17 protein-coding genes are annotated in these 21467 nt (G+C 46.7%); 10 read left to right on the top strand and 7 right to left on the bottom strand.

Going from position 1 to position 21467, the window contains the following annotated elements; genetic code table 11:
- Positions 1–102: 102 nt before the first annotated feature.
- From Q0307_RS06460 to Q0307_RS06445, 4 genes are all read left to right on the top strand, one after another.
- Entirely contained in the window at positions 103–1824 is a 1722-nt protein-coding gene (locus Q0307_RS06460) for an ABC transporter substrate-binding protein (RefSeq protein ID WP_298658284.1), read from the top strand.
- A 126-nt stretch (positions 1825–1950) separates the two neighbouring features.
- Complete coding sequence (locus Q0307_RS06455; protein WP_298658281.1) at positions 1951–2883, top strand: ABC transporter permease; 933 nt, start codon at positions 1951–1953, stop codon at positions 2881–2883.
- 10 nt (positions 2884–2893) lie between these two features.
- Positions 2894–3790: an ABC transporter permease gene (locus Q0307_RS06450; protein WP_298658278.1), complete on the top strand. Its 897-nt coding sequence runs from the start codon at positions 2894–2896 to the stop codon at positions 3788–3790.
- A gap of 11 nt (positions 3791–3801) precedes the next feature.
- Entirely contained in the window at positions 3802–5892 is a 2091-nt protein-coding gene (locus tag Q0307_RS06445; protein ID WP_298658275.1) for an ABC transporter ATP-binding protein, read from the top strand.
- Positions 5893–6018: 126 nt separating this feature from the next.
- On the opposite strand, the gene Q0307_RS06440 is transcribed toward Q0307_RS06445, so the two are convergent.
- The gene (locus Q0307_RS06440; protein ID WP_298658272.1) at positions 6019–6372 is read right to left on the bottom strand and encodes a CU044_2847 family protein; all 354 of its coding nucleotides are present in this window, start codon (positions 6370–6372) and stop codon (positions 6019–6021) included.
- A 39-nt stretch (positions 6373–6411) separates the two neighbouring features.
- Here Q0307_RS06440 and Q0307_RS06435 point away from each other — a divergent pair, with 39 nt between their 5' ends.
- On the top strand, positions 6412–10911 hold the full coding sequence (locus tag Q0307_RS06435) for a caspase family protein (RefSeq protein WP_298658269.1): 4500 nt from the start codon (positions 6412–6414) through the stop codon (positions 10909–10911).
- A gap of 13 nt (positions 10912–10924) precedes the next feature.
- Here Q0307_RS06435 and Q0307_RS06430 read toward each other — a convergent pair whose 3' ends face one another.
- The 4 genes from Q0307_RS06430 to Q0307_RS06415 all read right to left on the bottom strand — a co-directional run bounded on the left by Q0307_RS06430 (position 10925) and on the right by Q0307_RS06415 (position 12984).
- Positions 10925–11191, bottom strand: coding sequence for a hypothetical protein (locus Q0307_RS06430; protein WP_298658266.1), 267 nt, complete (start codon positions 11189–11191; stop codon positions 10925–10927).
- The gene (locus Q0307_RS06425) at positions 11192–11353 is read right to left on the bottom strand and encodes a hypothetical protein (RefSeq protein ID WP_298658263.1); all 162 of its coding nucleotides are present in this window, start codon (positions 11351–11353) and stop codon (positions 11192–11194) included.
- Positions 11322–11555: a hypothetical protein gene (locus tag Q0307_RS06420; protein ID WP_298658261.1), complete on the bottom strand. Its 234-nt coding sequence runs from the start codon at positions 11553–11555 to the stop codon at positions 11322–11324. Before Q0307_RS06420 ends, Q0307_RS06425 begins: the two co-directional genes overlap by 32 nt.
- Positions 11556–11679: 124 nt before the next feature.
- A complete protein-coding gene (locus Q0307_RS06415) occupies positions 11680–12984 on the bottom strand; it encodes an FAD-dependent oxidoreductase (protein ID WP_298658258.1) in 1305 nt (434 codons plus the stop codon).
- Between the two features lie 141 nt (positions 12985–13125).
- Here Q0307_RS06415 and Q0307_RS06410 point away from each other — a divergent pair, with 141 nt between their 5' ends.
- The 4 genes from Q0307_RS06410 (at position 13126) to Q0307_RS06395 (ending at position 18633) form a co-directional block, all read left to right on the top strand.
- The gene (locus Q0307_RS06410) at positions 13126–13746 is read left to right on the top strand and encodes a TetR/AcrR family transcriptional regulator (protein WP_298658255.1); all 621 of its coding nucleotides are present in this window, start codon (positions 13126–13128) and stop codon (positions 13744–13746) included.
- Positions 13747–13809: 63 nt separating this feature from the next.
- A complete protein-coding gene (locus Q0307_RS06405; RefSeq protein WP_298658252.1) occupies positions 13810–15384 on the top strand; it encodes a trimethylamine methyltransferase family protein in 1575 nt (524 codons plus the stop codon).
- 12 nt (positions 15385–15396) lie between these two features.
- The gene (locus tag Q0307_RS06400) at positions 15397–17814 is read left to right on the top strand and encodes an FAD-dependent oxidoreductase (RefSeq protein ID WP_298658249.1); all 2418 of its coding nucleotides are present in this window, start codon (positions 15397–15399) and stop codon (positions 17812–17814) included.
- A gap of 3 nt (positions 17815–17817) precedes the next feature.
- Entirely contained in the window at positions 17818–18633 is an 816-nt protein-coding gene (locus Q0307_RS06395; RefSeq protein WP_298658247.1) for a PhnD/SsuA/transferrin family substrate-binding protein, read from the top strand.
- Here the strand turns inward: Q0307_RS06395 and Q0307_RS06390 are convergent.
- The gene (locus Q0307_RS06390) at positions 18605–19489 is read right to left on the bottom strand and encodes a fatty acid desaturase (RefSeq protein WP_298658245.1); all 885 of its coding nucleotides are present in this window, start codon (positions 19487–19489) and stop codon (positions 18605–18607) included. The two genes, Q0307_RS06395 and Q0307_RS06390, sit on opposite strands and share 29 nt — an antisense overlap.
- A 153-nt stretch (positions 19490–19642) precedes the next feature.
- On the opposite strand from Q0307_RS06390, the gene Q0307_RS06385 reads away from it, so the two are divergent.
- Positions 19643–20488, top strand: a complete 846-nt coding sequence (locus Q0307_RS06385; RefSeq protein WP_298658243.1) for a helix-turn-helix transcriptional regulator — start codon at positions 19643–19645, stop codon at positions 20486–20488.
- A gap of 1 nt (position 20489) precedes the next feature.
- Here Q0307_RS06385 and galU read toward each other — a convergent pair whose 3' ends face one another.
- Positions 20490–21404, bottom strand: a complete 915-nt coding sequence (galU, locus tag Q0307_RS06380) for a UTP--glucose-1-phosphate uridylyltransferase GalU (protein WP_298658240.1) — start codon at positions 21402–21404, stop codon at positions 20490–20492.
- Positions 21405–21467 lie beyond the last annotated feature (63 nt).

Genomic DNA, 21467 nt, shown 5'->3' with positions numbered 1-21467 from the left:
TTCTTGAACTTGTAATTTTAAAGGAGTAGCATCGAGACCATCTCTCTTCTCTGCTCTGCCGTTTTTCAATTAAATTCACTCAAAGCTGAATTGGAGCATGTTATGTCTAAATTTCCGGAAGCTGATAAGCACCCCATGATTCCCACGCTTATCGCTGACCTTGATAATAAGAAAATTTCACGCCGTGAATTTTTGCGTACTACCACTTTATTAGGAATGTCAGCAGCGGCGGCCTACACAGTGGCGGGAACTATTCTGGGTGAAAAATTGATGCCATCCGCCATGGCAGCCGAAGAGACCCCCAAAAAAGGCGGGATCTTAAAAATCTCCATGCCGGTACAAGAAATCACCGATCCAGCTTTATTTGATTGGACAGAAAAATCCAATGTAGCGCGGCAATTCTTAGAGTATTTAACCATTACTGGTCCTGATAATGTTACGCGTCCAATGCTAGCAGAAAGTTGGGAAGCGAATGCGGATTTGACTGAATGGGTGTTTAAGTTACGCAAAGATGTGAAATGGAGCAATGGTGATCAATTCAATGCGGATGATGTGGTCTTTAATTTCACGCGCTGGTTAGATCCAAAAACTGGTTCTTCCAATGTCGGTCTATTCTCTGCCATGGTGAAAGATGTCGATACCGGCGAGAAGGATAAAGACGGCAAGCCAAAAATGACCAAGCAGATGATTGAAGGTGCGGTCACTAAAGTAGATGACTACACCGTTAAGCTTAAAATGAGTTCTCCACAACTGTCTATTCCAGAGAATCTCTATAACTATCCAACCGCCATTGTGCATCGTAATTTCGAGAAAGATGGCAAGGATATGATTAAGAATCCGATTGGGACGGGGCCTTATAAATTAGATAAGTACAAAGTCGGTGAAATCGCTATTCTCAAACGTTCTGACCAACCTTATTGGGGCGGCGAGGTGTATCTTGATGAAATTCATTATATCGACCACGGCCCTGCTTCCACAGCGCAACTAGCTGCCTTCGCTTCAGGCCAAGTTGATCTGATTTATGAGTTTGATATTGCTTCCTACGCTTTAGCGGAAAGTGTGCCGAATTCGACCATTTATCCAGCGCAGACTGCACAAACGGGTTGTATTCGCATGCGGATTAGTGAAAAACCGTATGACAACAAAAAATTGCGTCAAGCTGTACAAGCTTGTGTCGATGCGGATAAATATATTTCCACTATTTATCAAGGCAAAGGCGGCTTAGTGGGTGAGCATCACCATGTTAGTCCGATTCATCCGGAATATGCTGAGCTACCTAAGCTCAAGCAGGACTATGAAAAGGCTAAGAAGCTGTTAGAGGAAGCGGGTTATAAAGATGGCGTAGAGTTGACTTTAGATTGCGGTAATACCAACGGCCCGTGGCAGCAACAGGCTTGTGAAATCCTCAAAGAACAATGTGCTCCGGCTGGAATTAAGATCAATATTAATTTGATGCCAGCGGCGAAGTATTGGGAAATTTGGGATAAAACTCCATTTGGAATCACGGCATGGACGCATCGTCCCTTGGGTACGATGGTGATGAGTGTTGCCTATCGTGCGGGCGTGCCTTGGAATGAAACCAACTATAATAATCCTGAGTTTGAGGCAGCTTTGAATAAAGCGGAAGCGCTAATTGATGTTGCTAAGCGTAAAGAGGCAATGAAGGATGTGCAGCGGATTCTGCAAGAGGATGCGGTGATTGTGCAGCCCTTGTGGCAGTCTAATTTCTTTGTCGCTTCCAATAAAGTGAAGGGTTTGAAGGCGCATCCAACGCAGTATCATCAATTTAGTACCCCATATAACAAGGTATGGCTAGACGCTTAAGTCGTAGTCGCTAACTGAAGGCCCGCTTTTTAGCGGGCTTTTGGTCTTACCACCAAAAACCACAGGAAGTCTAACTGCATGACCTAGCAGAGGGAGAGCAGCAGGCTGGTAGAGGAGTGTTAGCTTATGATCGTATTAGCTGCGAAACGGCTAGTAGCGATGCTGCTGATCATGTTGGTCGTGTCGTTTATTCTCTTTTCCCTTTTTGAAGCCGATAAAATGGCTGTCGCTGGTAAGGTACTAGGGCCTTATTCTTCCATTGAGCAACGTGAAATTTGGTTGAGTCAAAATGGTTATGATGAGCCGTTCTTAAGTCGTTATACCCAATGGGTGGGTGGGGCGTTGCACGGTGACTTTGGTGATTCCTTGCAATATAAAGTGCCAGTTTCTGAATTATTGGCTGATCGGCTGAAAAATACGGGTATTTTGGCGCTCATCTTTTTTCTGATCATGATCCCTCTTTCCCTCACACTAGGCGTACTAGCAGGGATGAAAGAAGGCTCGTGGTTGGATCGAATCATTTCAATTTTTTCAGTCTTGACGACCTCGATTCCAGAGTTTGTCACGGCTACTTTTTTAACCGGCTTATTTGTCTACACATGGCAACTTTTACCGGGAACCTCCAGCATGACGGGGGGCTTTAGTTGGCAAGAGATGATTTTGCCAGTGATGGTCTTAGTGATTTATGACTTCGGTTATGTCACGCGCATGACGCGTGCTTCCATGGCAGAGGTGATGACCTCGCAATATATCCGTACCGCGATTCTGAAGGGTTTGCCATATAAGCGGGTGATTATGCGGCATGCCTTGCGTAATGCCTTAATTGCACCGTTCACTGTGATTGTTTTGCAATTGAACTGGTTGTTGTCTGGCTTAGTGGTCGTCGAGGTATTTTTTGCTTACAAAGGCTTTGGTTCTTTATTAGTCGATGCGGCTTTATTTGGTGATATTTATGTGATTGAAGCTTGCGTGATGGTGGCGGTGTTTATTGCGGTGTTCTCGCAGTTTATCTCCGATATTGGTTACACCTTATTGAATCCACGGATTCGCTTTAGTTAGGAGCCTCGCCATGACTGATGCTGTGAAATTTGATACTGCATTGCCTGCCAAACGCGAATCTAGGCTCAAGCGCTTCTTTCAAGCCTTGGCTTTAATGCGTGAATCACCGGTAGGGATGATCGGCTTATTACTTATTTTATTCTGGGTGATGATGGCGATTTTAGCGCCGTTTTTGCCCTTGTATGATCCGAATGCAATTATGGCTCCTTTCCAAAAAATCGGTGCAACTGCTCCGGATGGCGGCATATTCTGGCTTGGTACGGATCATAAAGGTCGTGATATTTTGTCGCGGATTATTTGGGGTGCACAAAAGGTTTTAATTTGGGCAACCTTCGCCACTTTTGTTGCTTATGTTGTTGGTATGTTAATGGGGGTACTGGCGGGTTATAAAGGCGGTTGGGCGGATGAGATCGTCTCTTTCATTGCTAATATTTTCCTGTCTTTCCCCTTTATTATTCTCTGCATCATTATTGTGGCGACTTTGGGGGCAAGTGGTTGGACGGTGGTTGTGGCAGTCACTTTTGCTTCAGCCCCGCAAATCATGCGGATTGTGCGCGGTCTGGTGCTTGATTTAAAAACGCGCGATTATATTTTTGCCGCACAAACCCGTGGGGAATCGCCTTGGTACATTATGCTGGTTGAGCTATTGCCAAATGCGCGCGGGCCGTTGATTGTCGATGCTTGTTTGCGTTTGGGTTATACGGTGGTGGCGATTGCTACTTTAGGTTTCTTAGGTTTGGGGTTGCCACCACCCGATCCCGATTGGGGTTTAATGCTCAAAGAAGCTGTACCTTTAGGGGCTTTCGCGGGGCATTCGATGTATTTACCGGCTGCTGCCTTAGCCTCGTTAATTCTAGGCTTTAACTTGCTAGCCGATGGGTTACGCGAAATTTCACTACGGGATTAAGGAGCGCAAGCATGTTGCCTACTACAGCAGTGACTCCAGTTCTGGAGTGCAAAAACGTCAATATTTCCTATTACACACGAGCGGGCGAAATTCCGGCGGTGATTGATTTCAATCTCACCTTGATGCCCGGTGAGTCGATGGGAATTGTCGGTGAATCGGGTTGCGGTAAGTCCACCGTCGCGCTTGCTATTATGCAGTACATGGGCAAAAACGGGCGCGTGAAAAGCGGGCAAATCCTCTTCAATGGCCGCGATTTGCAAACCATGGGCGAGGATGAATTGCGCAGCATTCGCGGCTCGCAAATCAGTATGGTCTATCAAGAGCCAATGGCTTCGCTCAACCCGTCGATGAAGATTGGCGAGCAACTCATGGAAGTGCCGCTTTATCATGAGAGTGTCACCGAAGCTGAAGCCAAGCAGCGTTCCCTCGATATGCTTGCTGCTGTGCGTTTACCTGACCCGCAGCGGATTATGGATGCTTATCCGCATCAGATTTCTGGTGGGCAGCAGCAGCGGGTGGTCATTGCGATGGCCTTGCTCTCTAAACCCGCTTTATTACTCTTGGATGAGCCAACGACGGCGCTGGATGTAACGGTTGAAGCAGGAATTGTGCAGCTTATTAAGGATATTTCTAAGCAGTTCGGCACCTCGATGATTTATATCTCACACAATCTTGGTCTGATTCTAGAGACTTGTGACCGCATTACCGTCATGTACTCGGGTGAAGCGGTAGAGGCGGGTGCAGTGCAAAGCGTTTTCAATGAAATGCGCCATCCTTATACGCGTGGTTTGTTTGCCTCGATCCCTTTGCCCGGAACCAATAAAAACTCTCGTCCTTTAGTGCCGATTCGTGGGCAATTACCTTTGCCACAAAATCGTCCACAAGGTTGCTATTTCAGTCCACGCTGTGATTTTTTTCAAGCAGGTCGTTGTGATACTAAAGGTGGAATTAGTATGCGTCCGGTGTCTGACGAGCAACGTCACGACGTGCGTTGTGTACGTTTCGAGGACATTGACTGGGCCAATTATCGCCCCATTGGCTTGAGTGGTGACAAGGTTGAGATTGGTAAAACCGTGCTCGAAGTCAAGCACATGAAAAAGTATTACGAGCTGAAAGACAGCTCGCTCATAGCGATGATTAAGGGTAAAAAAGTTCAATATGTGAAAGCGAATGAAGATATTAACCTCGTCGCCCATGAGGCGGAAACCGTCGCTATTGTGGGTGAATCAGGTTGCGGAAAATCGACTTTCGCTAAGGTTCTTATGGGCTTAGAGGAAGCGACTGAAGGTGAAGTGATTTTAAATGGTTTAGAGTTAAGCCATACGCCAGTGCAGCAGCGTAAAGCACAAACAGTCGCACTGTTGCAGATGGTCTTCCAGAACCCCTTTGATACCCTCAATCCTAGCCATACAGTGGGTTCACAAATTGCACGGGTGATTAAGAAGTTCGATATTGAATCCGATCCCGACAAAATTAATCAGCGCGTGATGGAGTTGCTGGATTTAGTCAAATTGCCACGTGATTTTGCCTTGCGCCGTCCACGCCAATTATCTGGTGGGCAAAAGCAACGCATTGGGATTGCGCGGGCTTTTGCAGGTCGACCTTCGGTGGTAGTGGCTGATGAGCCGGTATCAGCCTTAGATGTGTCGGTGCAAGCGGCAGTGACTGGCTTGCTCACCGATATTCAACGCAATCTAAAAACCACCTTATTATTCATAAGCCATGATCTATCAGTCGTGCGCTATGTATCGGATCGAATTGTAGTCATGTACCTCGGGCATATTATGGAACAAGGCACGACGGACGAGATTTTTAATCCGCCTTATCATCCTTATACTGAAGCCCTGCTCTCTGCTGTGCCCATTGCAGATACTTCGGTGAAAAAGCGCCATATTGTGCTTGAAGGTGAATTGCCTTCGCCAGTGAATCCCCCCTCAGGTTGCCCCTTCCAAACCCGCTGCCCACGTAAAATGTGCGCGATTTGTGAAACCCAACTACCAGCACTGCAACACACCGATACGGGGCATGCGATTATGTGTCATATTCCAATAGCTGAGTTGAGAAAAGTCGAGCAGGTGTTTCAGGTAGAGGCGGCTAACTAACCTAACACCGAAAAACTACTCTCCTGATTAATCTCCCGATTACGGGAATAGAAGCCAATATTCATAGATACTGATGAGAAGGTATATTTTTCTTTAGGACATTATCAGGATTAAGCGTTACTTGAATTAATCCGTCTTTTTCTGTGCAAACTCCACCGTGACATTCACTGAGCCTTCGGCTTTGCCACTGGTGATGAAGGGAATACCAGCTTCCCCGCCGAGAGTAACTCCAAACTCCAGTGTTACCTTTTCTACATTGCCCAAAGTGGAATTCTGCACGGCTTTGGCGGCAGTGTCAGACATGGCGCGGATCAGATCACCGAGCTTGTCCACGGCTTTGGCTGCCTGTTCTTTCACGCCTTTGTGTTCAAAACCGCTGTCTTGTGTGTCGGCTGGGGTGTTAGCAAAGTGGATGTTTTCATCGACTTGCATATAAACCCTTTGTCCGTTTTCTAGTTCTATTGCCTTGAGGGTTGCCATCGCCTATACCTTTGGTGATTGTGGGGTTTTCATACTATCATGGACGCGTTTACTGCCGCAGAGAAAACCCTTATGCCCCGCCGTATCGCTCTGATTGTTGGTGTCAGCCAATATGAACCACACACCAAGTTAGGCAATCTTTCTGCGCCAATTAATGATGCCCAACGGGTTTATGATGTGCTGTCCACCTACGGTGGTTTTGACATGTTGTACCCCTTGCCGTTGGCGGATGGGAAGGTGGGCAGTTCAGGCAAGGTGAACGCACAAACCTTACGGGAGGAATTGCGCAAAATACTGAATCCGCAAGCCAGCGAAGAGGTGGAACTGGCAGTCTTCTATTTTTCTGGGCATGGCGTATCCCATCATGGCATGGCTTCGTATTTATCCGCTACCGACGAGCCATTAGCCGTTCCCTTGTCGTTTATCATCGAGTTGGTGGAAAACAGTACCGTTAAAAATGTCTGTGTTTGGCTGGATTGTTGCCACAGTGGTGAGGTATTGAAATTCAAAACCTCTGAGAAAAAAAGTTTTTGTATTGTGGCAGCTTCCACCGCCGATGAAGAAGCCCTTGCCAGAAAAGGGCAAAGCCTGTTGACTGAAATACTCTGCGAAGCACTGACACCGGATCAGGACAGGCCAGAAATCCGCGTGTTGGAGTTTGTTGACTACCTTGAAGCTCACCGCAAAAATCTGCCCCAGCAAATATTGTTCCGGGGCGATACGCCCTTTACCCTCACGCAATACCACGGCGAAGTTAGCGTGAAATCGCCTTATCCGCCTGAGCATCCGCCATACAAAGGCTTGCTCACCTTCACACAAGCCGACCGGGAATTCTTCTTCGGGCGTGACGGCATGATCCAGCAATTGCTTGACCGGCTCAGTGCCAGCCGGTTTGTGCCGCTACTGGGGGCTTCGGGCAGTGGCAAATCGTCGCTGGTGCTGGCGGGGCTGTTGCCGCAATTACCGGAAAGTGATTGGCAGGTGTTGGTGATACGTCCGACTGCCCAGCCGTTGCAGAATGTGCGGGACACGCTGGTGCGCGGTTTTCCTGATGCGCAGGTTGGCACAGTGGCAACAGGTACGGATTTGCAACGCGAAGTGTTGAAGCTGGTCGCGGCAGACAAACGGCTGCTGCTGGTGGTTGACCAGTTTGAGGAAGTGTTCACCGAATGCCGTGATGAGGCGGCACGGACGGCGTTTATCGCCTGCCTGCTGGAAGCCTTGGACGGCGACAATCCGCTGCATCTGGTGCTGACCTTGCGGGCGGATTTTCTGGGGCATTGCACCGAACAGGCATACGCCGGGCTGGGGCAACGTCTGCAACACCACGCGCTGCTGCTGGTTGCTCCTGCTGCGGCTGAGTTGCGCGAAGCCATTGCCCGCCCGCTGGCACTGGTAGGAATGCGCTGCGAACAGGCACTGGAAGATGAACTGGTTGATCAGACCCTGTACGCCAAGGGCAGCTTGCCGCTGTTGCAATACGTGCTGGAAAAGCTCTGGCAGTCCGCCCGACAGGAACGCAGCCGTGAACTGACGCTGGCGATGTACCAGCAACTGGGCGGGCAACACGGCGGCGGTTTGCGCGGCGTGCTGAACGAAAAAGCCGATGCGTTTTACCAGCAACTCGAACCCCAACAGCAACGCCTGATGGAATGGCTGATGGTCGAACTGGTGCAGGTCAATGAGGGGCAGGAAGACACACGCCGCACCGTCACCCTGCAAGAACTCCACACCCGCCAACCGCAATACACCGCAGCCCTCGACGCACTGCTGACACAACTGGTCACGCACGAACGCCTGCTGACCCAAGACCACGACGACCACGGGCAAGCCACCATCACCGTAGCGCACGAAGCCCTGATCCGCGACTGGCAACGGCTGCGGGGTTGGTTGGAAAGTAACCGCGAAATTAAAAGCTGGCGACTGCGTTTGGAAGACAGTATTACTGCATGGAAAAACAACGTCAGCGGTAGTCTGTTACGGGAAAAACGGTTGGCAGAGGCGCAGCGGGTATTGGATAAACACCCCGATTCCTTACTGATTGGGCAAGACGAACGGGCGTTTATTGTTGCTGGCATCAAACAACAACAAAATGAGCAAGCCAAAGCTCAGCGTGAAAAACGCATTAAGAGGAATGGTTTAATTGCTTTTATTTTTATATTGTTATTGGTTTTTTTAGCTACTTATTGGCAACGTAATGAGGCTGTGCAACAACGTGAAATAGCCGTTCAGCAAAACCAAGAAGCAAAGCGTCAACAGCAAATTGCAATCCAGAAAGAACAAGAAGCAAAGCGTCAACAGCAAATTGCAATCCAGAAAGAACAAGAAGCAAATCAGCAACGGGTAGAAGCCAATTTTCAAGCAAAAACCGCATTTATTGGTAAACTTGCAGCACAGGCTGAAACAGCAATAAACTCACCATCATTCGCAAATGGTTATCTCACTCATGGAATGTTATTAGCTGTTCAAGCATTTCATGAAAATAATACTTCTATTGAAGCAAAAGCAGCTTTGCACCATTGTTTAACCTTAGCTAAAAACCTGGAAAAAACATGGTATGGACACAATGGAGATATTATGGATGTTGCCTTTAACCCCGAGGGTAAGTTTGTAATCAGTGCAAGTAGAGATGACACATTAAAATTATGGGATGCTAAAACAGGTAAGGCTATAGGGCAACCATGGCATGGGCACAAGAATGGATCTATTTTAAAAGGTGTCTCAACAACAGCCTTTAGTCCAGATGGCAAGCTAGTTGTTAGTGGGGGCGTAAATCATACTTTGATAGTGTGGCTTGTAGAAACAGGAATGCCGATTCATCATCTTTTGGGGCATGAAAATATAATATTTGATGTAGAATTTAGTCCAAATGGAAAACAAATAATTAGTGGAAGTGCTGATGGAAATTTACGATTATGGGACGTTGAAACTGGTAAACAAATCGGTAAACCTTGGGGGTTGCATAAAGAATTTTTTAGATATGTGAAATTCACACAAGATGGCAAGTATGTGATTAGTGAAGGATCTGATTACTCAATACAAAAATGGAGCGTTGAAACAGGGAAATCTATAAAAAAAATATGGCAAGGAGATAAAAATGGTCGTCACACATCATTTAGTTCAGATGGCAGGTACATGGTTAATGCCCAGGAGAACAAATTATTACAAATATTAGATATTGAAAAAGGTAAAATTATTGCTGAAGCTTTATTTAATTACGAGGGTGAAATTTCAGCATTGGCATTTAGTCCAAATAGAAAATCTCTGGTCAGTGGGAGTTCTGGTGGAATAATCCAGTTATGGGATGTTTTTACAGGAAAAGCCATTAGTAGACCACTGCGTGGACATGAAGGTGCTGTTTCAGCGTTAGCATTTAGTCCAGATGGCAAGCATTTAGTAAGTGGAGGAACAGATTGGTCTCTAAAAACATGGGACTTAGAAAATGAGCATCTTGTAAGCAAATCATGGATTGGTCATGAAAAGAGTGTTAGATCAGTTGTGTTTAGCAACGATGGGAAATATGTGATCAGTGGCAGCGAAGATGGAACTTTGCGATTATGGGATATGTTAAGAGATCAAACTATCGGTAAGGCACAACAGATCAGTACGAGTTATGTTCTTACCTTAGCCGTTAGTCCTGATGGTAAGTATATAGCTAGCGGGGACATGAATAATGCTTTACGCCTATGGGATAGCATAACAGGAGATCCTCTAAGCGAATTACCGATGGAAGATAGTAGAGAATCAAGTTACGGTGCTATTTCCGCATTGGCTTTTAGTCCTGATAGTAAATTTATAATCGGAGCAAACTGGAATAAAACTTTATCTTTATGGAATATATCAGAACAAAAAATTATAGGGAAATCTTGGCGTGGACATGAAGACAGAATTCAATCTGTTGCATTTAGTCCTGATGGAAATCATGTGATCAGTGCTGGTGGAGCAGACAGAACTTTGCGTCTATGGGATATAAAAACAGGGAAAATTATTGATGTAATAGACCTCAAGGGAATTGTGAAGGATGCCGCATTTAGTCCTGACGGCAAATATATAATAATTAGCACTGTTGCAGCACTTGGTGAGGGTATTGATAGTAACACTCTACAAAAATGGGATATTAAAACCAAAGCATTCGTAGGTAAACCTTGGTATGGAAATAATGATGGTGTATATAGCATTTCATTTATTCCGAGTGGTGAATATATAATCAGTGGCGGCGGTAACACATTGCGTTTATGGGATGCTGTAACCGGACGATTTATCGGCGAACCGTGGCGTGGGCATGAAAGTGGGGTTAATGACGTGGCATTCAGCCCGGATGGCAAATTCGTGGTCAGTGGCAGTGATGACACCACCTTGCGGCTTTGGGATGCAGACCCCGAAAGCTGGGCAAAAAAAGCCTGCTCCATCGTCAACCGCAATTTCAGCCTTGCCGAATGGCAACGCTTCATCGGTGATGCATTGCCCTACCAGAAAACTTGCCCAGATTTGCCAGCCCCCGGCGAAGACGGCTGGGTAGAGCCGTATGTGGGCGGGTAATGTCCCAGAATGCTTACTCGCCTTTCAACATCTCTGCGGTTAAACGCTGTACTCCTTGCAATTTCCCCAACTTGCGATCAAATGTCCAAAGTGCCAAGTTTTCCTGCTGACTTGCCGCGAGGATCAGACAATCCGCAAAACCTGCATTACTGCTGGCAAACTGCTCCAGTGCCGCCACAAAACAGTCCGCGTGTTGCAGTACCCACGATTTATTGGCAAGCATGGCTTGTAGCACAGCCAAGACCTGCGATTTTTCAAAACCATAAGCACTTTCCAACACCTAAACCGTTTCAACCTGCACAATCTGACTGACAAACACGCTCCCTGCCGTCTTTGCCAAGGCACGCGCAAGCAGACTCTGTTCTGGCTCAGAAGCATCATTGATCAAAATACGAACGCAGACATTGGTATCAATCGAAATCATGCTGGCTAACGCGTTCACGAATGGCTAGATCCATTGCTTCCAGACTAACGCCCTGCGATGCCGTTAGGATGCCGAACAAATCTTCAATATTATCAATTTCTTGTGCATTGGTAGGAGCGAGAAATGTCACCAGAATTTTCGTCGGCCGGCTAATATTCACCTTTTCCAGCCAATGAATAACTCCATTTGGTTCGAGCATAGCCTCAATGGTTTGTAACATGAGCGTTATTCCCTCAAAAATCACTAAACTAACATATGAGCCGACTTCACACTGTAGCAAATCCCCCCCTGATTTGCCCTCGCTTAACGAACCCTGCTGGATAAAAGTACAGGCGAAGGCTGCACTACCCCAACACCGAAAAACTACTCTCCTGATTAATCGCCCGATTGCGGGAATAGAAGCCAATACTCAAAGTACGCCCCAGATATTCCATCGTATACTGCACAGGGTCTTGGTCGTGATCTTGCCCTGCTTCACAGGCAGTAATTAGCGTTGCCATCATCTTGCCCGCCACAGCGGTATTCTTGAACTGATTACCGCTCGTGCCAATCGCAATATAATAGCCGGGCAAATCAGTTTTATCGTAAATGGGAATCCAATCCTCAGTGACATCATAAGCCTCTACCGTGCCGCGTACTTGGTTAGGAATACCTAACTCCGGATAGCGCTGCGCCATCCGCATAATATGCGTGACCGCATGTTCACTTAGATCACGATTCATGGTATCAGGGTCAACCCACTCTTTTGGATCACACTCTGGGTCTTCACTACCCAACAGCATCATCCCACCACTCGCAGGGCGACTATAAACAGCGACATCACTATCTGAAGTTACCTTACCTAGTTTCACATAATCATAATGCAGCGGTGGCGGTACATGCGGGATCTCTTGGCGAAGCGCACGAGTGCTCATTTTCATCTTATCTGCCAAACCGACTAAAGCATTAATTTTCGATGAGTGTGGACCACCTACATTCACAACCACGGGTGCATCAATCTGTTCGCCATTTTTTAAGGTAATACCACAAACACGCCCATTCGCTTGGCGAATATCCACTACTTCAGCATTGAAACGGAAAGCTCCACCGGCTGCTTCAGTCGCCCGTTGCAAATTATGCGCTGCCAATTGCGGATCGTTCACATAACCACCTTGCGGCCAATGCACTGCCCCACGCAGAGTGCCAGTGGTCGGCTCAGCAAAACCCTCTTGGTCGGGGCGTTTTGGTGGGTAATACAAACGCGCATCATAGCCCGGAATAAACGCCTGCAATTCCTCCGGGCTAATTTCACGATAAGGAATCCCTAAGTCCTTAGAAAGTTGCATGGCTTTTTCTAAATAGCCATTGTGTTCTACTTTCATCACTAAACAGCCACATTCATGAAATTGGGCAAGGCCGGATTCGTCCTCTACACCTATATATTTCGCCCAATCCCGCCAATAATGGTAACCTTCATAAGCCATGGCCGTACCATCTAGGGTTGAATAGTAGGTACGAATGATAGCACTAGAATTGGACGTGGAACCAAAACCAGCCGCCCCTAATTTGTCCACATTCAGGGTTTTCCAGCCGCGACGCGCGAGCTCTAAACCAATCGCTGCGCCTATGATGCCAGCACCGATAATAATCGCGTCATATTGTTTGCTCATGCTGCTAATCTCCTTGCCAAATCTTGGTGGCGGCTGAGTCAATCTTCGGTTCTAAACTATTTTTGCTTCAACATACATTAGTGTTTGGAGTTGTCAATACAATAGTGTATGTTAAGCAATAGAGAGAGTAGAGAGAAAGGCATGAGCGATGAAAACCGCGCTAACCTTGAACGTCAAGACTGGATTAGGGCTGCGTACACCGTATTCACTCAAGAAGGCGTGGAGCGGGTACGCGTCCTAACTCTAGCCGAGAATCTGGGAATCACGCGGGGTAGCTTTTATTGGCACTTTAAAAATCGCGACGAGTTATTGCAGGCTTTAATAGCTGTCTGGCAGCAAAAAAACACCGGTGAATTATTAGCTGCCTGTGCAAGTAGTGATGATTTTACGGATCGCATGTTAGCGATAGCTGATTGTTGGACTAATGAAAACCTCTTCGATCCAGCTTTAGACACTGCGATGCGCAATTGGGGAGCACATGACTCCAAAATCGGTCAATTGGTACATGAAGAAGATCAAAAACGGTTGCGCGCTTTCCAAAAAATGTTTGCAGAGCATGGCTGTGGGCACGCAGAAGCGATGATTCGCGCCCGTGTTTTTTATTTTACCCAAGTGGGCTATTACGCCTTAGACCTAGGCGAAGATTTAGCGCAGCGCTTAAGGCTTTATCGGGAGTATTTTTGGGTATTCACCGGCGAAAAAATCGATGAAACCCGTTTCCAGCAGTATTTAGCAAAGACACTGCCGAACAACTCGGAGTGAAGCAGCACCGTCACCATCTCACTCTGATTGGCGCTCAACCTTTTCTAGTGGAGAGTGTATTTTATGAGCCAAGAATCCGCCGTTTCTGCCGAAACTGCTTCTGTTAAAGCTCGCCCACGCCGCAGCAAGCGACCAGAAACCAGCACTAGCTCGCAACTCCAGCAGTTACCGTGGCAAATCCTCAAAAATCCTTACAAACCCATCGAAATTATCTACGAAGAACAAATCGAGCAGATTCATCATGCCTCCATGCGTATTCTCGAAGAAGTTGGCATGGATATTTTAGATGAGGATGCACGCGCTTTGATGAAGCAATGCGGTGCAAAAGTCACCGAAGGTAGTCATCGGGTTCATTTTGATCGCCATCTGATCATGCATTACCTTGCCAGCGTACCTGAAAGTTTTACGCTACATGCCCGTAATCCAGCTCATCATTTACAAATCGGTAAAAACTTTACCAGTTTCGGCACGGTCGCCAGTGCACCGAATGCCAGTAGCATGGATGGGGGTCGCCGTGCGGGTAATCATGCCGATTATCAAAACTTTCTACGCTTGATGCAGAGTTTTAACATTCTGCAATTCACAGGCGGCTATCCGGTAGAGCCAGTGGATATTCATGCTTCGGTGCGCCATTTGGATTGTTTAGCTGATTGTGTGACCTTAACCGATAAAGTATTTCATGCGTATTCGCTAGGACGGCAGCGGAATCGTGACGGGATTGAAATTGCCCGGATTGCCCGTGGGATTAGTCATGAGCACCTCGAGCAAGAACCCAGTTTATTTACCATTATCAATTCCAGCTCGCCCCTGCGCCTTGACCAACCCATGCTGCAAGGCATTATGGAAATGTCGGCGCGGAATCAAGTCGTTATGCTCACGCCGTTTACCTTGGCAGGCGCGATGGCTCCCGTCACCTTAGCAGGCGCGATTGCTCAGCAAAATGCGGAAGCCTTAGCAGGTATTGCTTTCACACAAATGGTACGCCGTGGTGCGCCAGCGGTTTATGGGGGCTTCACCTCGAATGTCGATATGAAATCCGGTGCTCCAGCCTTTGGTACACCCGAATATGTGTTGGCCGCGCAAATCAGCGGTCAATTAGCTCGCCATTATCAAATTCCCTTCCGCTCCTCCAATGTCTGTGCTTCGAATACTGTGGATGCCCAAGCCGCTTATGAATCCACCATGGCTTTGTGGGGCGCGATTATGGGTGGTGCGAATTTCTTAATGCATGGCGCGGGTTGGTTAGAGGGTGGTCTATGTGCCTCGTTTGAAAAGCTCATCATTGATGCTGATTTACTGCAAATGATGGCTGTCTATCTACAAGGTGTCACGGTGGATGAGGCGACACTGGCACTTGAAGCCGTCAAAGATGTTGGCCCCGGCGGTCACTATTTTGGTACAGCTCACACGATGGCACGTTACAAAGAGGCCTTCTATGCACCGCTAGTGTCCGATTGGCGTAACTTCGAGACTTGGCAAGAAGCAGGCAGCCCGACCACTTACGAGCATGCACACCAGTTGTATAAACAGATTCTGCAACATTATGAACCACCACCCTTAGACGCTGCGATTCGCGAAGAGTTAGACGCTTTTGTCGCACGGCGTAAAAGTGAAGGTGGCGTGGCAACAGACTTTTAAGAAGGATGCTTTATGAAATCACATGTTAGAGTCGCTGTGATTGGCGGTGGTGTTGTGGGCGCGAGTGTTTTATACCATCTGACTAAATTAGGCTGGACAGATCTTGCTCTAATCGAGCGCTCCGAATTAACCTCTGGCTCGACTTGGCACGCGGCGGGCGGTTTTCATACCCTAAATGCCGATACCAATATGGCCGCTTTGCAAGGCTATACGATTAATTTGTATCGCGAACTGGAGCAGATTTCTGGGCAAGCTTGCGGATTGCATCATGTGGGTGGGATTACCCTAGCGACCACGCCTGAGCGTATGGACTACTTGAAAGCGGAGCGCGCTAAGCATCAATACATGGGCTTACACACTGAGATTATTGGCCCTGAAGAAATTCGTCAACTTTCGCCCATTACCAATACCGATGGTGTCATTGGGGGCTTATACGATCCACTAGACGGTCACCTTGACCCTTATGGCACAACGCATGCTTATGCGATTGCGGCGAAAAAACGAGGGGCAGAGATTTATCTGCATACCAAAGTTGAAGCCTTAAATCCACGCCCTGATGGCAGTTGGGAAGTGGTCACGAATAAGGGCAACTTGATTGCTGAGCATGTGGTGAATGCAGCAGGTTTATGGGCACGTGAAGTCGGGCGCATGGTCGGGATTGAGCTACCTCTGCATCCGATGGAGCATCAATATCTAGTCACCGATGAAATTCCCGAAGTATATAACCATGGCTCCGAATTGCCACACGTGATGGATCCAGCGGGCGAAAGTTATCTACGTCAGGAGGGACGTGGCTTAGTCATTGGCTTCTATGAGCAACGTTGCGATCCTTGGGCAGTCGATGTGACCTCTTGGGATTTCGGCCATGAATTACTCCCTAATCAATTAGATCGGATTAGTGAATCGTTAGAATTTGCATGTAACCGTTATCCTGTTTTGGGTACGGCAGGGATTAAAACCATTATCAATGGCCCCTTTACTTTCGCTCCCGATGGCAATCCCTTGGTGGGGCCTGTGGGTGGGTTACGCAATTTCTGGTCAGCTTGTGCAGTGATGGCGGGTTTCAGCCAAGGAGGAGGTGTCGGCTTAACACTAGCGGAATGGATGGTTGAAGGTGAGCCTTCACGTGATGTGTTTGCGATGGATGTGGCGCGCTTTGGCAAATTCGCCACTCGTGCTTATACCCGCAAAAAAGTCACTGAAAACTACCAAAAACGCTTCTCGATTTCCTTCCCGAATGAAGAGCGCCCTGCTGGACGTCCTTTGCATACCACGCCGATGTATAGCCTGTGGAAAGAACAAGGTGCAGTCTTCGGCCAAGGCCATGGCTTAGAGCATGTGAACTATTTCGCTCGTGAAGCCGAACCACGCTATGAAACCCCAACCTTCGTGCGCTCTAATGCTTTCGATACCATCGGCGAAGAATGCCGTCATGTACGCAACCATGTGGGCATAAACGAAATTCATAATTTCAGTAAATTTCTTGTCACTGGCAGCAAAGCACGTGAATGGTTAGATGGGATAATGGCGGGGCGTATTCCGGAAATCGGGCGCTTGAGTTTGTCGCCGCTGTTGAGTCCCAAAGGGCGGATTATTGGCGATTTTACGATTAGCTGCTTAGCGGAAAACCAGTTCCAACTCACGGCCTCCTATGGCGCACAAGCTTATCATCAGCGTTGGTTTGAACAGCACTTACTCGAATCCGGTGTGGAGCTGCGCAATATTTCCCTGCAACGGATCGGCTTCCAAATCGCAGGGCCTAAAGCGCGCGCGCTTTTAAGCAAAGTCACCAATATTGACCTCAGTACCACAGCTTTCCCGTTTATGAGTGTACGCCAAGGTGAAGTTGGCTTAACGGATGCTATTGTACAACGAGTGAGTTATACCGGCGATCAAGGCTATGAAATCTATGTGGATAACAGCCAACAGCTCGCTTTATATGCAGCCCTCGCTGAAGCAGGCCAAGAGTTCAATCTTAAACCCTTCGGGATGCGTGCAATGATGAGCTTGCGCTTAGAAAAAAGTTTTGGCTCATGGCTACGGGAATTTAAACCGGATTATACCCCACTCGAAACGGGCTTAAGTCGCTTTGTCGCCTATAACAAACCTGCCGATTTTATTGGCAAAGCTGCAGCCTTGGCAGAGAAGGCTCAAGGTGTAAAACGTAAACTTACCACCTTCATCCTTGAGGATACTGATGCTGATGTCCATGCGGATGAACCGATTTGGCATCATGGCAAAATTGTGGGTGCGGTGACGTCGGGTGGTTATGCACATTGGGCGCAAAAATCAGTGGCGATAGGCTTCTTACCACCAGATTTGATTCAAGCTGGTACACAAGTAGAGATTGAGCTATTAGGTAAAAAGCGCCCTGCCACCGTGATAACTGAGGCTTTATTCGATCCACACTTAAGTTATTTACGAGCTTAAACAATGCAAACAGCGCTCACCCTGATTTCCTGTTTAGCTGAAAATACTTACCCGATTTGCGCACAATTGGCTGATTATTTAACCGCGCAAACGGGCATTCAGGTGAGCTTTGATCAAAGCATGCCGTGGCTAGAAGCTAGCGAAAAGCTCGCGAAGGGTCAGATTCAAATGGGTTGGATCTGTGGTCTGCTCTATACCCTGCAACAAGATCGCCAAGTTCGTTATCAAGTGCTGGCTAAACCGATTTTTGCAGGGCATCACGAGCCACTGTATTTCTCATACTTAGTGGTGCATCAGGACAGCGGAATTCAGTCAATTGCGGAACTAGTCAATAAACGTCTGGTGATTAATGATCCAGACTCGTATTCGGGCCATCATGCTTTATGGGCGCATTGGGCTAAACTCTCTAATCCGCCACAGTTTGCCAGTATGACCACGAGTGGCTCGCACTCTAATTCTCTGCGTATGCTTGCTGCAGGTGAAGCGGATGTAGCAGCGATTGATTGCACCGTATTTGATTATTGGCTGCAATCTAACAAACCGGAAATGCAGGAGATACTAAGTCAACTTCGGTCTATTGCGCAGATAAGTCCTGCACCGACTCCACCCTTAGTTATACATAACACTGTTGGTATAGAAATCAGCACTATGATTCGGCAAGCCTTATTACAGCTCACTTTATTAGCGCAAGTTCCGATTGAAATTAAATCTGCAGGCTTAAGCAGTTTAGTGACGGCACTGGATCAAGATTACGACTGCATGCGCCAAAGCTACAGGCTAAGTACAGGCTTTATAAAGGATGTGCTACATCTTCTTTAGGCTTCCATGCATAGTGCTTAAATAATTCTAAGTAACTTTTGAATACATAGTGACCATTCTCTTGCAGAATACTTTCCTTTTCCTGCTGATAGGTTTTGCGCAACTCATACCAAGGCAAACCTGGATATTTGTGATGGACTGAATGCAGATTATTTTGCAGAAATACATAGCTCAAAAAGCCATTTGCCTCAATCACAATAGTACGCTCTGTTGGTGTGTTGACGGCTTGATGCTCAGCAAAAATACGAATCGCGGTCAAAGAAATGGAGAAATAACAGATAATTGCATATAACCAAAGTGGAAAATGCCAATAAACTAACCAAGCTAATACTAAGGCTAGCCACGGCAAATAAGCCAACCAAGCATGAATAGTGTATTGATCACCTGCACGCAGCTTTTTGAATTCTACTTTTAGAAAACAACTGACCCCCAGTGCAGGGCCAATCAGAAGGCGACCTAGCAAGGTATTGTTCCACCTATACAAACGCCACTGCCAAGCAGGCATCCTTGCCCAATCTTCTCTATTCAGATAACACGACTCAGGATCAATACTGGGATAAGTTAGATGTTCTAAGATGTGATGTTGACGATGCGTATCGCGGTAAATAATAAAGGGTAGGTATAAAGCGAGTGGTGGTGAAGCTAAGGCTTCATTCAAACGTTGTGAGGGTGTGGGATGATAATGAATGACTTCATGCTGCAAGGAACCATGAAAACTCAGTATGACCGTTAACAAAGGAACTAACAACCAAACAGGCAGTGAGGCATGCAGAATAATCAACATACCCCACAGAAAATAACAAGCCAACAATAGGCTTAAGGTTAGGTATTCTATTTTTTTAGATTCCGCTCGCATTGTGCTTACCCCTAGAATATCCAGAAAAATTCTAAGGTTTAATACCTAACTTGCCTACGAAACACTGGTACACATTTGTTATTAATAAATAACTAAACTAAGATTCGTTCACTAAATTCAACTACTGTTAAGAATAAACAACATAGAGATCATATGTTAGTTGCGAAGCGTGAAATGGGAGAGACTTTTCAAAAACGTCTACAGATCTTACTGCAGCGCTCAGGCTTAAACAAAGCCCAGTTTGCAGAATCCATTGGCGTCAACCGCTCTGCCCTTGCCCAATTAATGTCTGATCAATTGTTGCGGCTACCACGAGCCGAAACTTTGTGCAGTATCGCTTCAACCTATAGTGTCAGTATTGATTGGCTACTGGGGCTATCACAGGATGAACATGTAAGCTCTGCAGTATCTTCAGCAATGGAAATCGAGCAGGTCATTAATGGTCAACATACCAAGCTAGGCCAATGGCATCGTGATGCGATTGGTTACAAAATCCGCTATGTTCCCGCAAATCTGCCTGACTCTTTAATGATTGAAGCCGTGATTGATTACGAGCGCCAAGCGACCCAAGTTCCCCTAGCCGTGCGTAAACTCGAAACCAACTCACAGCTTGCGTATAACCGAATTGATGAATCTGAAATGGAAGTTTGCTTACCTTTGCAGCGCCTGAAAATGCTCGCGCAAGGGGTGGGGATTTGGGAGAAACTACCTAAGCATTTACGGCGGCAACAATTAGAGCATATTCAGCGCTTGTTAGATGATCTTTATCCAACTTATCGTTTATTTCTTTATGATGGTCGCAAAATCTTCTCAGCGCCTCTAACCATTTTCGGCTCACAACGGTCGGTGATTTATGTAGGCGATATGTATATAGTAATCAATACTTTAGAGGAAATTCGCGCCTTAACCCGCCACTTTGATCGTTTGATCCGCAATACTGAGGTTAACCCGCATGAGAGTGCTGAATTTATCCAGTCACTCCTTGAAACTTACGGATGATTTATAAAGATTTTACCTGTTCTTTCAGATATTTAGCAAAGTCTTTAGCAATACTCGGATGACGCAAACCATACTCAACATTCGCCATCATATACCCGAGCTTTGAACCACAGTCATGACTTTTGCCGCTTAAATGGAAAGCATTCACTTGATACTCACGCATCAAGAGCGCAATTGTATCAGTCAGTTGAATCTCATCGCCTGCTCCCAAGGGAGTACGCTTCAACCAATCCCAAATATGGGGAGATAAAACATAGCGTCCGACTACCGCAAGATTAGAAGGCGCACTGTCCATATCAGGCTTTTCAACAATCGCACTCATCGCCACTGAACAACCCGGCTCTAAGGTATGCCCGTTAATATCCACTACGCCATAAGAGGAAACCTTATCCATAGGTACTGGCTCAACCATGATTTGACTAATACCCGTTTCGTCATAGAGGCGCAGCATTTCAGCTAAATTATCTGTTTTTAGATTACACGCAGCATCATCAATCAACACATCGGGCAATAACACAGCCACTGGTGAATGCCCAACCACAGGATGTGCACACATAATCGCATGGCCTAAACCTTTAGCCTCACCTTGGCGCACATGCATAATCGTGACATTTTTCGGGCAAATGGAGCGCACTTCATCCAATAACTGCCGCTTGACACGTTTTTCCAGCATAGTTTCCAGCTCGAAACTTGTATCAAAATGATTCTCAATCGAATTTTTACTATTGTGAGTGACTAACACAATTTCACGAATCCCAGCCTCAACACATTCATTCACGATATATTGAATCAATGGCTTATCTACCACTGGAAGCATTTCTTTAGGGATAGCTTTAGTCGCAGGTAGCATACGTGTACCTAAGCCCGCTACGGGAATAACGGCTTTGCGAATTTTATGTTTGCTCTGCTCCAGCATAGTAGTTCCTTCCAATCCTCAAATGTTTGAATAGTTTATTAATTAATCAGTGGTGCCGCATTG

The organism is uncultured Thiothrix sp., from assembly GCF_937873765.1.
Taxonomy (GTDB): Bacteria; Pseudomonadota; Gammaproteobacteria; order Thiotrichales; family Thiotrichaceae; genus Thiolinea.
Note: the sequence above shows the minus strand (reverse complement) of the source record. Positions and strands in the feature narration are given on the sequence as shown.

Bases quoted from the DNA above. Each gene is read 5' to 3' on its own strand.
- Q0307_RS06460 (WP_298658284.1), top strand. From the start codon at position 103: ATGTCTAAATTTCCGGAAGCTGATAAGCACCCCATGATTCCCACGCTT.
- Q0307_RS06390 (WP_298658245.1), bottom strand. From the start codon at position 19,489: ATGCGAGCGGAATCTAAAAAAATAGAATACCTAACCTTAAGCCTATTG.
- Q0307_RS06385 (WP_298658243.1), top strand. From the start codon at position 19,643: ATGTTAGTTGCGAAGCGTGAAATGGGAGAGACTTTTCAAAAACGTCTA.
- Q0307_RS06420 (WP_298658261.1), bottom strand. From the start codon at position 11,555: ATGTTACAAACCATTGAGGCTATGCTCGAACCAAATGGAGTTATTCAT.
- Q0307_RS06450 (WP_298658278.1), top strand. From the start codon at position 2,894: ATGACTGATGCTGTGAAATTTGATACTGCATTGCCTGCCAAACGCGAA.
- Q0307_RS06440 (WP_298658272.1), bottom strand. From the start codon at position 6,372: ATGGCAACCCTCAAGGCAATAGAACTAGAAAACGGACAAAGGGTTTAT.
- galU (WP_298658240.1), bottom strand. From the start codon at position 21,404: ATGCTGGAGCAGAGCAAACATAAAATTCGCAAAGCCGTTATTCCCGTA.
- Q0307_RS06400 (WP_298658249.1), top strand. From the start codon at position 15,397: ATGAAATCACATGTTAGAGTCGCTGTGATTGGCGGTGGTGTTGTGGGC.
- Q0307_RS06410 (WP_298658255.1), top strand. From the start codon at position 13,126: ATGAGCGATGAAAACCGCGCTAACCTTGAACGTCAAGACTGGATTAGG.
- Q0307_RS06395 (WP_298658247.1), top strand. From the start codon at position 17,818: ATGCAAACAGCGCTCACCCTGATTTCCTGTTTAGCTGAAAATACTTAC.
- Q0307_RS06455 (WP_298658281.1), top strand. From the start codon at position 1,951: ATGATCGTATTAGCTGCGAAACGGCTAGTAGCGATGCTGCTGATCATG.
- Q0307_RS06415 (WP_298658258.1), bottom strand. From the start codon at position 12,984: ATGAGCAAACAATATGACGCGATTATTATCGGTGCTGGCATCATAGGC.
- Q0307_RS06405 (WP_298658252.1), top strand. From the start codon at position 13,810: ATGAGCCAAGAATCCGCCGTTTCTGCCGAAACTGCTTCTGTTAAAGCT.
- Q0307_RS06435 (WP_298658269.1), top strand. From the start codon at position 6,412: ATGGACGCGTTTACTGCCGCAGAGAAAACCCTTATGCCCCGCCGTATC.
- Q0307_RS06445 (WP_298658275.1), top strand. From the start codon at position 3,802: ATGTTGCCTACTACAGCAGTGACTCCAGTTCTGGAGTGCAAAAACGTC.